Source organism: Metabacillus rhizolycopersici, from assembly GCF_020075705.1.
The window spans coordinates 16703-29210 of sequence record NZ_JAIQUM010000065.1; the positions used below are offsets into that span (position 1 = coordinate 16703).

A 12508-nucleotide genomic window follows, 5' to 3' on the forward strand; every position below is an offset into this window, starting at 1 on the left:
TTTTTAGCTTTCAACAGCTACGTGATGAACCTTCTTATTCGGAGAATAAATATCCATTATATTCCAATGTCCAGAGGTTGGAGTTGGGATATTCTGCATTTGAACGTCAATGACAACTGGCTTGTTAGATTCAATCGCTTGTTTCAATGCAGGTTTAAATTCTTCTGCAGATTGAATTTTCACACCTTCAACACCATATGCCTTTGCAATTTGTGCGAAATCTGGTGAATAGGTTTCTCCATCTTTTTTAAATAAAGTTCCGAATGTTGTACCAAAATGAGCTTTTTCTAAGCCTGCAATCGTACCGAAAGCATTGTTGTTCATAATAACCCAAACAACAGGTATATTTTCTTCAGCAGCTGTTGCAAGTACTGCTGGATTTTGTCCAAAGCCGCCATCACCTACTAATGAAACAACGACTTTATCTGGTTGTGCAATTTTTGCTCCTAGAGCAGCTGGTGCACCAAATCCCATTGTTGCAAAACCACCTGGTGTAAGAACGGTTCCAGCTTCATAAATCGGAAATTGTTGTCCAACTCCGTTTTTATTCCAGCCTACATCCGTCGTAATATATGCATCCCTAGGAAGAACTTCGCGAACCTCTTCTAAAATACGTTGTGGCTTCATAGGGAAAGAATTGTCTGTAATGTATTTTAAATTGCTATTCTTAAATTCTTCCCTGTTAGCGATGATTTCCTGTTTTAGCTCATCATTTTGTAATCCATTTGGTACCAATTCTTTTGCCACACGATTAAGCACAGTTAAAGCCTGTTTTAAATCGGCAACAACACCAATTTCAACTGGATAGTTTCTACCGATTTCGCTTGGTTCAATATCGATTTGGATTAATTTAGTTGGCGGAAAATTAAATGTATATTCTGATTCCCATGAACTTGAATCAGCTTCTGCAAAACGAGTACCTAGAGCTAAAATATAATCTGCTTCTTTACACTTATCGTTTATAAACTTCGTTCCCCAGAATCCTGTCATTCCTAACGTTAATGGATTATCATCAGAAACTGCTCCTTTACCCATAAGAGAATGAGCCACAGGAATACTTAAGTGGTCAACCAACTCTCTTAATTCTTCAGCAGCATCAGCTAACATAATTCCTCCACCAACATAAAAGAGTGGTTTACTAGCATTTATTAATGTTTTAATTATCGTTTTAGCTGTTTCTTCATCAATCGTTGGTTTATGAAGTGACTTTGTATTATGGTCTAGTCTTTCAAATAAAGTAGTATCAATTTCTTTTGAGAAGATATCCATCGGTACAGATACTAAAACTGGACCTGGATTTCCACTTTCAGCAAGTTGGAAAGCCTTTTCAATAATCTCTGGAAATAAGTCCGGACGGTCGACACGCCAAGCACGCTTTACAAACGGACGATAGATTTCATATTGGGAACCATCTGCATGTAAATTTACTTCTTGATGTGGATGTTTTCCGTAATAATGACTTGGAACATCACCAGCAATAACAACCATTGGAATAGAATCTAACGCTGCGTTTGCAACACCTGTTGCAGCATTTGTTAAACCAGGACCTAAATGGCTTAGTACGACTGCAGTTTCCTTTTTCGCTCGTGCATAACCATCAGCTATGTGTGCTGCAATTTGTTCATGTCTAGTATTAATAAATTTAATTGAACTCTTTTCTAACGCTGATAAGACTGCAATATTTGTATGGCCACATAGTCCAAAAATATGTTCAACGCCTCTATTTTCAAGGTATTTAATTAATTGATGTGAAATCAAATCTTTCATTGGTTACCATCCTCCTTAAAGTTTAAAACGATTTTTCCATATTTCCCTGAAACAGCTGCTTCATAAGCCCGTTCATACTCTTTAAATGGAATAATCTCCGATATAATTGGTTCTACATAAAAATCATCTTGCTTTAAATACTCCAGAGTCGTTTCAAAATCATCTGGGAAGTTATAAATAATCGATCCATATACCGTCAATTCATTTCTAACGACTCGTACAGCTGGAAAATTCGCTTCCGGTGTAATTCCGATAAGTACGACAGAACCACCAGAACCGGCTATATGCATCGCCTGTTCCACAGATTGCTTTGCCCCCGCTGCTTCGATCACTACATCAAAATTTCCATCCCCAACTTCGTCTGGATGTGCGGTTTTTATCTTTCCGAAGCTTTTGACCTTATCTAATTTCTCTTGGCTGATATCAATCGCTGTTATGTCTGCACCTAAATAGGTGGCTAACGCAATGGCAAGCATTCCCTCGGTACCACAGCCAATGACTGCAACTGAGGTGTCTTTTGTAATCGTCACCTTTCGGAAAGCATGGACGATAACCGCAAAAGGCTCAATTAAGACAGCTCTTTCATCTGGCATTTCATCAGGAATTGGCAATACATACTTCGATGAGATAACAAACTCCTCTGCAAACCCTCCATCTGTGTTCACGCCTAACGACTGTTTATGTCGACAGATATTTGTCTTGCCTTTTAAACACAAATCACATTCACCACAATATGAATTTGGCTGCACGACAATTTTTGTTCCAACACCATATTTAGCATCGCTACCTACTTCAATAATCGTTCCTAATAATTCATGTCCTGGTCGAATAGGATATGAAGCATGAGCAAATTTCCCTTTAAATACACCTATATCGGAACCGCAAATCCCACCATAAATTAATTTCACTTTCACCTCATCCCCTTTTAAAGAGGGTGAAGTCGGAAACTTTTTCAGTTCTAAATTACCTGGTTCGTTTATAATTAACCCTAGCACCTTTTTCACCACCAATTATCGTCTACCTTCTTAACTCTTGCGCTAAATCTATCTCTGAATCATTGATTGACAGGAAGCTGTAGTACAATCATCTTCGTTTCAGTCATATCCTCGATAGCATAGCGTGGACCTTCACGACCAATTCCACTGTTCTTGATACCACCATATGGCCAATGATCTAATCTAAAATTAGACGTTCCATTGATCACTACTCCACCTACTTCAAGAGAGTGCGCTACTTTGCACGCTAAATCCATTTGATTTGTAAATAGTCCTGCTTGCAGACCGAAAGAAGAATCGTTTGTCTCTTTGATTGCTTCATCAATTGTTTCATAAGGAATAATACTTACAATTGGTCCAAACACTTCCTGACAAACAACTTTGCTTTGTTTAGAAGGATTTAATAATACGGTAGGTTCAACTGTTGCTCCATGTTGCTTTCCACCGCAGATTAATTCCGCTCCCATTTTAGTTGATTCGTCGATCCATTCCATGACACGATTTGCTGCATTTTTATCGACTAGACACCCTACATCTGAATCAGGATGTAAAGGATCTCCGATTTTCAGTTTTAATACTTCTTCTTTTAAAAGCTCTGTAAATTTAGGAACTACTGATTGGTGTACATAGATTCTTTGTACTGAAATACAGCTTTGTCCGGAATTACTGAATCCAGTTCTCGCACACATAGCTGCAGCTCGATTTAAATCAGCATCTTCATGAACAATCGTTGAAGCGTTTCCACCTAATTCAAGAAGGACTTTTTTCATGCCAGCTATTGCACAAATATTATTGCTAGCTACTACTCCTCCTGTGAAAGAAATGACATTGACACGGTCATCTTTTACAATTTGCTGACCAGTTTCTACTCCACCCAAAACCATGTTGATTGCATTTTCAGGGAAGCCTGCTTCTAATAACAGTTTTAAAAGCTCAGTTGCTATTAAAGCTGTTTGTGGTGCTGGTTTTAAAATCACGCTATTACCAGCTGCAAATGCTGGACCAACTTTATGACAAACTAAGTTTAATGGAGCGTTGAATGGTGTAATCGCTGCTATCAAGCCCACCGGTACACGAAACGTTGATGCAATTGCTTGTGTTCCTCTCTCAGATGCATCACCCGGTAGCGTCTCACCTAATAATCTCTTAGCTTCTTCACCTGACAATTCCAACGTCTCAATTGAACGCGACACTTCATCAAGCGTATTTTTTAAAGGTTTTCCTAATTCTAGAGAAATCAGTTTTGCGAATCGCTCTTTCTCATTTTCTAGTAAACTCGCAGCTTTTTTTAAAATTTGTGCCCTTTGGTGAGATGGAATACTAGCAATCTGCTTTTTCGCGTTAAAAGCTGATGCTAAAGCGTTTTCAACATCATCATTTGTTGCTAAAATTTGTTCACCAATTGTTTCACCAGAATAAGGGCTGATTACAGGAACGCTTTCACGTCCAGATGTAATCCATTCGCCATTAATATAAGGTTGTGCTATTTTAATACTCACGTGTTTCCCCCACCTTCTTTTCTTTATCCCATGAATGGAAAATTCAGCTATAAGTATGATTGGTTTATCACTCGACTGGTCTAATTAATTCTTCTTTACTATCTTTATTAGATCGATCTAATTTTAAATAAATCATAACTCTTCCTTATCTATATTTCTTGTTATGATTCAGTCTCTCACTTACTCCTCAACAGGAAGCTGTAATACAATCATTTTTGTTTCTGTCATATCCTCAATTGCGAAACGAGGACCTTCACGACCAATTCCACTATTCTTCACGCCACCATATGGCCAATGATCTAGTCTAAAATTCGAAGTTCCATTAATGACTACACCACCGACTTCCAATAAGTGAGCTACTTTGTAAGCTAAATCCATTTGATTCGTGAATAGACCTGCTTGAAGTCCAAAGGATGAGTCATTTGTCTCTTCAATTGCTTCTTCAATTGTTTCATAAGGAATAATGCTTACAATTGGTCCAAATACTTCATCGCAAACAACTTTACTATTTTTAGGTGGGTTTAGTAGAATTGTTGGTTCTACTGTCGCTCCGTGCTGTTTACCACCGCATATTACCTTCGCACCTAACTGAACAGCTTCATTAATCCAGTCCATTACACGTGTAGCTGCATTCGTATCCACTACACAACCAACATCTGTATCAGGTAATAAAGGATCTCCTATTTTCAGCTTTACTACTTCTTCTTTTAATAGTTCTGTAAATTCTGGAACAACTGATTGATGTACATAGATTCTTTGTACCGAAATACAACTTTGCCCTGAATTACTAAATCCTGTTCTTGCACACATAACTGCAGCACGTTTTATATCTGCATCATCATGGATGATCGTAGATGCATTTCCACCTAATTCAAGCAGCACCTTTTTCATACCTGCTAATTCACATATATTTGTGCTAGCCACTAATCCACCAGTGAATGAAATCACATTGACACGGTCATCTTTTACAATTTGTTGTGCAATTTGTCGTCTGCCAAGAACCATATTGATCGCATTCTCAGGAAATCCAGCTTCCAACAATAATTTTAAAAGTTCAGTCGCGATCAACGTCGTTTGCGAAGATGGCTTTAAGATTACACTGTTCCCTGCTGCAAATGCTGGACCAATCTTATGACATACAAGATTCAAAGGAGCATTAAATGGTGTAATCGCAGCTACAACACCAACAGGTACCCGGAAAGTAGAAGCAATCGCTCTTGTTCCTCTTTCAGAAGCATCACCCGGTAACGTTTCTCCAGTTAATCTCTTAGCTTCTTCACCTGACAGTTCTAACGTTTCAATTGATCTGGCCACTTCATCAAGCGTATTTTTTAAAGGTTTTCCTAATTCCAGAGATATCAGTTTTGCGAATCGTTCTTTCTCATTTTCTAGTAGACTCGCAGCTTTCTTTAAAATTTGTGCCCTTTGATAAGATGGGATACTAGCAACCTGCTTTTTCGCGTTAAAAGTTGCTGCCAAAGCATTTTCAACATCATCTTTTGTTGCTAAAATTTGTTCACCAATTGTTTCACCAGAATAGGGGCTGATTACAGGAACGCTTTCACGTCCAGATGTAATCCATTCACCATTAATATAGGGTTGTGCTGATTTTATACCCATGAATTTCCCACCTTCTTTTCTTAATCTCACTTGAATTGAATTAAAGATTCAACTATTTGCATTACTTGTATTCACTAATTCCTTAAACTTATTTTCTTTCGTTAGATCGATCTAATAAATTAGTAGGTCAGCTTATTTCTTACAGCAAATAGATCAAGTCAACAAGATCCTCCAATAAAAGGCGATTATAGTTTCACACTATTAATTAGATCGATCTAATTATTAATGTGAAGCTTCACATTTTCATTTTAATAATGAATAAATTGGAGTAATTTAAATCTAAATATAAAATCGCTTACACTCTAATGCTCAGATAATTTAGAGGCATCTTTTCTTATTACATGGAAAAATACCCAATTAACTTTAGTTCTATTTATTAGATCGATCTAATAAATCGTTTAGTAAGCGTTATCATCATCTTACAACAAATTACATATGCTAGCAACATCATTTTTAAAAAATTTAGAAAATTCCTTCTAGATCATTTCGTGTTTACTTTAATTTCTATTATTAATAATATTTTCTGTTTCTTTATTCTTTGGTAAAATTTGCGATTGTAGTATATTAAAGATTAGATCGATCTAAATTTAGAAAGGAAGCCTTGACAAATGATTATTTTTATTTACACAGCGCTTATTATTTTATATCTAATCTCCAATTTTATTTCAGATCCATTTTTATCATATATCATTGGTATAATCGCATTATTCGCTTTATTCATTTCGTTATTCCACGCTAAGGGTTTATATTTAATATCTGGCATTTGCTTTTCTTCAATCGGAATTTATTTGTTTTTTACTAGTGACTCGCCTTGGTATACTTTCTTTTTACACTTTGAATCTATGCTCGGGGTGCTGTCACTCTTTCTAGTTCTTCCCTTTATAAATTCGATCATTCGTGTAGGTCGCTACGACATAAACCTTAGTCTACTATTACAGCATGGGGTAACTCGCTTAAGTAAGTTATATAGACGTAGTTTTCTAGTTTGTCATTTTCTTGGCTTATTTCTCAATATTGCAACGCTCCCTTTATTAAAAAGTTCTTTAGATCGAACGTTAAGCCAATTATCAAAACAGGCTGCAGATAAATTTTTGACTCAAAATTTATTACGCGCTTATGCATTATGCCTTACTTGGAGTCCTATGGAAGTAATGGTTAGTCAATCTATAGATATTACAGGTAAAGAATATTATCATATATTCCCGATTATGATCTCAATAGCGATAATTATCATTATTTCAGATTGGGCACTCTCATATTTTAAACATGATAAAATCCCGCTAGTAATTGAACACAAAACAGAAATCTCACTAAAAAAAGTATATAAAAAAGTGTTAGAAATGGCCTTTATGCTGTTGATTTTCATTCTTCTCGTTTCCTTATTACAGCGCGTCCTTGATAAAGGCTTTCTTTTCTCAGTCGTACTGTTGATTGTGCCAATTTCTATTGTTTGGGCATTATACATCGGTAAAATAAAGAGATATTTTTCGGTTACTATTCCCCATTGGAAAGAGCGTACGAGAGGATTATCAAACTACTTTTTTATGTTTTTAAGTGCAGGACTATTCGTAGAATTGCTATCTCTTTCAGGACATCTATCCTTTTTACAAACAGCTTTTAGTTCAGTGTCAGATCGATCATTATTGCTTTATTTATCAATTGGTGGTTATTTCTTATTTACTTCGCTTATCGGGTTTCATCCATTAGTTTCAATTACTCTTCTAACTGAATTGTTAGATCCGATATTACCTGAAATTTCTACGATCTCATTAACCATTGTATTGATTGCTTGTAGTTTATCGACTGTTATGTACAGTCCATTTAATTTATCAGTATCACTTTTATCTGATCAATTAAAAATTAACTCTTACAGAATGGGAATATGGAATATCCCCTTTGCAATTTTTTATATGTTAGTCAGTATCTTCATTGCTTATTTACTTGGCTTTATTCTCTAGTATTCATTCAAAAAATTAATAAGTCATTTATTTAGCTTTTCCTTCATACAAAAAGGGCCTGTAAAGAAAATTCATTTTTTCTTTACAGGCCCTTTTTATATTCACCATAAATTATTAATGGATAACTCTGTACATCCTTAATTACTTTCATTTTTTTCTAAAAACGAAAGAAGAATCACGTTCAATAAGCTCTGGATTTAAAATAATACGCTGGTGTTCGCGTTCAAAATCAAGGATGCGCTGGTGAAGAAGGTTTGCAGCGTTCGAACCAATTTGTCGTGCAAATGATGAGACAGAAGTTAGAGGTGGATTAACTACGTCTGCTTCTGGGACATTATCAAATCCCACTACAGCCATATCTTGTCCAGGCGTCAACCCAACATCCCTTAATCCGAGCATTACACCAAATGCGACCAAATCACTAAAGCAAAAAGCTGCCGTCGGAGGATTCGGCTGACTAAGTACCTGCTGTACAGCTTCCATTCCACCATCCCGCGTTGGAGCAGAATCTACCAACAAAGATGCATCAATTTCAATTCCCGCCTTGTGAAGTGCAAGACCATATCCCTCAAATCGTTCTTTCCAAGTAGATGACTCAGAGCGACCACCTAGGAAAGCGATTCTACGATGCCCCTTCAATATTAGATGATTCACAGCCAATTCTGCTCCATCTTTGTAATTAACTCCAACATAATCGCAGTTCGCTTCGGCAAGCTCTCTTACGGCAAGAACAATAGGTATGTCCAATTTCTTTATTCGATCAATAGTTTCTTTTGAAGTAGCTGAGACAGGGCATAGTATTACCCCTCCAACTCGATGCTCCAACATTGTTGATAGAAGACGGTCTTGTTTACTATCAGAATCAAAAGTAGTACCTAAAAGAACCGTGTATCCTTCCTTTTCTAACGCATGGTGTACACCAATTAATAATTCAGAAAAAAATGTATTTGCAATATCTGTAATAATTATCCCAACTGTGGACGAGCGCTGTGAACGCAGATTAGCTGCAACACGATCGTATACGTAACCCAGTTCGCGCATGGATTCTAAAACTTTCTTACGCGTCTTTTCAGAGATATTAGGACTATCGCGAACAATAAGAGAAGCGGTTGCACGCGATACACCTGCATGCTCTGCTACTTGCTGCAAAGTAACTCGAGAGCGTTTCTTACGTTGCATATTTATAATCACCTACTTACAGCATATTATATATATTCTTTACTAGTTTTAAAGACTAAAATACCGAGTATTACCATTCCACTTAAACTAAAATACATTCCTTAGAAAACGATTCCATTATTGAACAAGATGGAAAATAACCAATCGTAAATAATACCAAGATTTAGTACTAGCTACATTATATGTATCAATTATCAGCATTGTCAATTAAACAAACAAAAACGCAAAAGATAAGGCCTATGGTTATAGTTTTTAACAGGCAACAAAATTATCTAAATATCCACATATATATACAGCTACTCATCAGTTAAACCAAACGAAAGAATATCAGGGAGGAATACTGAAGGCCAGTAAATATCGGGAACAATGTATGGATTGGTGGGAGAGCCATTATAAATTCCGGGGTAGAATAGGTGATAATGTTGTTATGGGTGGCAATCTTGCAAAATAATTAAACAAATTAAAGTATAATTACGCATTAAAAGGGTGAGCATCTACTATAAATGGTGACTCACCCTTTTGTCTATGTTTATTATTTTATATAAGAATCAAATGAGGTTCAATTTCTTTCTGGTTTACCACCAACCCCATATGGAAGATATCCAAATAGATGGTTTTCATCTACTACTATTTTCATATGGTCCAATTTTTTAAAAAATCTAGACGCCGTAACGGCATACCCTAAAATAAAGTAGTAGAATTTTCATCATCGACAAAATGACAATTTGGATCTAAATCTGTTTGTTTTCTCCCTTCTTCTACTGCCATGCTGTAATCAGACTCACGTTCAACTACTGTACCCCTTTTACTTTTTAGAGGGTCTTTTTTCCATTTTTTTCGCATCAACAGACATATGAACCGTTACGTTAAAACCCAACTTTGCGCTCATAATACCAATACTAAGACCTAAGTTTCCTGTTGATCCTACTACAATAGAATATTGGGAGATGAAATTTCCAAATTCATAACTACCCATAATTGAATAATCCTCTTCAAGTGTTAGCATCTTATTTGCTATAGCGAGAGATCTTCAGCATGCTTTAGCACCTCATAAATACCTCCTCTGCCTTAATAGATCCAGAAATAGCAAGATGACTGTCACACTTAAGCAATAATTTCCCCTCTAGTTTTTGGTTAAACATTTTCTCAAGATAGGAATGCATGTGAGCAATTTCAACCGTAGGGGACTCAATAATGCCATTCATTTCTTGTGTTTCCGGAAAGACTTTAGCTATATATCTAGCAAATCTGCGCAATCTCTCTTCTGCTTCTTTTACATCCTTTTCGCTTAAAGAAATATTATGAATCGACCCTTCAAATGCTCTGCATTTAGGATTCTTCCAAAACATTCCTTCAGTTGAAATAATTTACGCTATTACCAACCAGGGTCTATGCCCTTGTCCAAACTATTTACCGTTGTAAATATGTTGAATTTGTTGGCGGTCGCCTGTCTGTACCCCAATAATAACTAACTTCAATAATAAAAATTAACTTGACCAATAGAATAATTATCTTACTATTGTTTATCTTCAGTTTTTAATATATAATCTAACACATTAAATTATTTTTAAAAGAGGGAAAAAATGAAAACTTTAGAGCGTTTTAGTCAGTTTGTTAGTAGTACATTTGCCATTTGGGTATTAATTTTTGCAGCATTTGCTTTTTTGTCACCAAATACATTTTCCTGGATTGGCGGATACATTACCATTTTATTAGGTATTGTCATGTTTGGTATGGGTTTAACCATAACTGTAGATGATTTTAAAGAGGTATTAACAAGACCAAAAGATGTAGCAATTGGAGTAATTGGTCAATTTGTTATTATGCCGACTCTAGCTTATCTTTTGGCGAAGGGATTTAATTTACCACCAGAAGTTGCAGTAGGAGTTATATTAGTTGGATGTTGTCCAGGAGGAACTTCATCAAATGTTATGACATTTTTATCTAAGGGCGATGTTGCTCTTTCTGTAACGATTACATCTATCACAACCATATTGGCACCCTTTGTTACACCAGCACTTATTTTATTATTCGCTAGCGAATGGGTTGATATATCACCAAGCTCTTTGTTCATTTCGATTGTACAAGTTGTTCTAATTCCGATTATTTTAGGAATCGTAATCCAAAAAATATTTAAAAAACAAGCTCAAGCAAGCGTGAAAGTGTTACCTTTGGTTTCAGTAATTGCAATCGTAGCAATTGTATCGGCTGTTGTTGCCGGGAGCCACGAAAAAATCGCCGAAACAGGATTGCTAATTTTTGCTGTTGTTATTTTGCACAACACACTTGGTTATTGCTTAGGTTACTTATTTGGAAAAATATTCAAAATGAATTTATCAAAGAAGAAAGCAGTCGCTATCGAGGTTGGCATGCAAAATTCTGGATTAGGTGTTGCCCTTGCAACTGCTCATTTTTCACCTTTAGCAGCAGTACCAAGTGCAATCTTCAGTGTATGGCATAATATTTCAGGGCCCATTTTGGCAACTATCTTTAGTCGTATGAAAGAGAAAGAAGAAAGCAGCAATGAAAGTATTACTAAAGCTAATTGAACTACCCCTACCTAAAATTCTACCTGATTTTTGAGGAAGGGGATTCCTAAAAGAACATACTAAGAGACTTAGCAGACCATTGCCCGTTCAACCGGGCAATGGTTTTTCTACTTTCTGACTTAGACAAACCTTGTTCCAACAAGTCCGGAAGTGCCCAAGAGGGAAAAGATCACTCACCTAGTAATACTTGCTTGGAATCGAAAATTCCATCTGATACAAACAATAGGTATATACATTAGATAGGTATGTTGAAACCCACTTCGATTGCACCCAATGATGTAGACCCGCTATCTTCTTCGGTGAAGGGACTTTAACACTGGTGAAGGTTTTTCCCCTTTGAATCCAATAACCCTTCTAGCAATGACATAAGATGCTGTTGGGTGAATGCTAATCCCATGTCGCTTCCTTATACTTAATTTACCGATTTGACTCGTGTAGGTTGGATTCATCTCACATACAGCTACATCCTTTTTGTTCGCATGATTTTTTATTGCTAAAATAAGCTGATGATAAGCGAACATCGACATTTTCTGAATCTCCCTATTATTTCCGTATGCATGTGATACTTTCGACTTCGTTGTATTCAACTTTTCAATCACAATCGGTTTTTTGAGTTTTTCAATTAAAATGTTTATAAGTGTTTGTATTGTATTGATGATACACCTATTATCCTAAGTATTAGAGCCATTATTACTGTTAAACTAATTTCCCTCCAACTCACTATACATCCGACCGAATCAAGTGATCTGCAGCTTCCAAAACCCATTAAAGTATTTTTTAAAAACACAAAAAAGACCAGTATCTCTACTGATCCTTTTTCATTTACCTGGCAACGTCCTACTCTCACAGGGGGAAACCCCCAACTACCATCGGCGCTGAAGAGCTTAACTTCCGTGTTCGGCATGGGAACGGGTGTGGCCTCTTCGCCATCATTACCAGAT

8 protein-coding genes, 1 rRNA gene and 1 pseudogene are annotated in these 12508 nt (G+C 36.3%); 2 read left to right on the forward strand and 8 right to left on the reverse strand.

What is annotated here, in order from left to right:
• Positions 1-3: 3 nt before the first annotated feature.
• The 4 genes from K9V48_RS21290 to K9V48_RS21305 form a co-directional block, all read right to left on the reverse strand.
• Positions 4-1767, reverse strand: coding sequence for a thiamine pyrophosphate-binding protein (locus tag K9V48_RS21290; RefSeq protein WP_224141154.1), 1764 nt, complete (start codon positions 1765-1767; stop codon positions 4-6).
• Positions 1764-2762, reverse strand: coding sequence for a zinc-dependent alcohol dehydrogenase (locus tag K9V48_RS21295; protein ID WP_224141155.1), 999 nt, complete (start codon positions 2760-2762; stop codon positions 1764-1766). The genes K9V48_RS21290 and K9V48_RS21295 overlap by 4 nt, the downstream gene beginning before the upstream one ends.
• A 59-nt stretch (positions 2763-2821) precedes the next feature.
• Positions 2822-4255, reverse strand: coding sequence for an aldehyde dehydrogenase family protein (locus tag K9V48_RS21300; RefSeq protein WP_438803912.1), 1434 nt, complete (start codon positions 4253-4255; stop codon positions 2822-2824).
• 186 nt (positions 4256-4441) lie between these two features.
• A complete protein-coding gene (locus tag K9V48_RS21305) occupies positions 4442-5881 on the reverse strand; it encodes an aldehyde dehydrogenase family protein (protein WP_224141157.1) in 1440 nt (479 codons plus the stop codon).
• Positions 5882-6489: 608 nt separating this feature from the next.
• On the opposite strand from K9V48_RS21305, the gene K9V48_RS21310 reads away from it, so the two are divergent.
• A complete protein-coding gene (locus K9V48_RS21310) occupies positions 6490-7839 on the forward strand; it encodes a hypothetical protein (RefSeq protein WP_224141158.1) in 1350 nt (449 codons plus the stop codon).
• A gap of 147 nt (positions 7840-7986) precedes the next feature.
• On the opposite strand, the gene K9V48_RS21315 is transcribed toward K9V48_RS21310, so the two are convergent.
• Together K9V48_RS21315 and dsdA are read right to left on the reverse strand one after the other, a co-directional pair.
• Positions 7987-9018, reverse strand: a complete 1032-nt coding sequence (locus tag K9V48_RS21315; RefSeq protein ID WP_224141159.1) for a LacI family DNA-binding transcriptional regulator — start codon at positions 9016-9018, stop codon at positions 7987-7989.
• 571 nt (positions 9019-9589) lie between these two features.
• A pseudogene (dsdA, locus tag K9V48_RS21325) lies at positions 9590-10367 on the reverse strand (D-serine ammonia-lyase); the annotation flags it as partial.
• Positions 10368-10601: 234 nt separating this feature from the next.
• Between dsdA and K9V48_RS21330 the strand changes: the two are divergent.
• Entirely contained in the window at positions 10602-11567 is a 966-nt protein-coding gene (locus tag K9V48_RS21330; RefSeq protein WP_224141160.1) for a bile acid:sodium symporter family protein, read from the forward strand.
• A 287-nt stretch (positions 11568-11854) separates the two neighbouring features.
• Here K9V48_RS21330 and K9V48_RS21335 read toward each other — a convergent pair whose 3' ends face one another.
• Both K9V48_RS21335 and rrf read right to left on the reverse strand, forming a co-directional pair.
• Positions 11855-12094: a hypothetical protein gene (locus K9V48_RS21335; RefSeq protein WP_224141161.1), complete on the reverse strand. Its 240-nt coding sequence runs from the start codon at positions 12092-12094 to the stop codon at positions 11855-11857.
• A 297-nt stretch (positions 12095-12391) separates the two neighbouring features.
• Positions 12392-12507 (reverse strand): 5S ribosomal RNA (rrf, locus tag K9V48_RS21340).
• Between the last annotated feature and the right edge of the window lies 1 nt (position 12508).

Excerpts from the sequence above, each read along its gene's own strand:
- K9V48_RS21315 (WP_224141159.1), bottom strand. The coding sequence starts at position 9,018 with ATGCAACGTAAGAAACGCTCTCGAGTTACTTTGCAGCAAGTAGCAGAG.
- K9V48_RS21305 (WP_224141157.1), bottom strand. The coding sequence starts at position 5,881 with ATGGGTATAAAATCAGCACAACCCTATATTAATGGTGAATGGATTACA.
- K9V48_RS21290 (WP_224141154.1), bottom strand. The coding sequence starts at position 1,767 with ATGAAAGATTTGATTTCACATCAATTAATTAAATACCTTGAAAATAGA.
- K9V48_RS21330 (WP_224141160.1), top strand. The coding sequence starts at position 10,602 with ATGAAAACTTTAGAGCGTTTTAGTCAGTTTGTTAGTAGTACATTTGCC.
- K9V48_RS21335 (WP_224141161.1), bottom strand. The coding sequence starts at position 12,094 with ATGTCGATGTTCGCTTATCATCAGCTTATTTTAGCAATAAAAAATCAT.
- K9V48_RS21310 (WP_224141158.1), top strand. The coding sequence starts at position 6,490 with ATGATTATTTTTATTTACACAGCGCTTATTATTTTATATCTAATCTCC.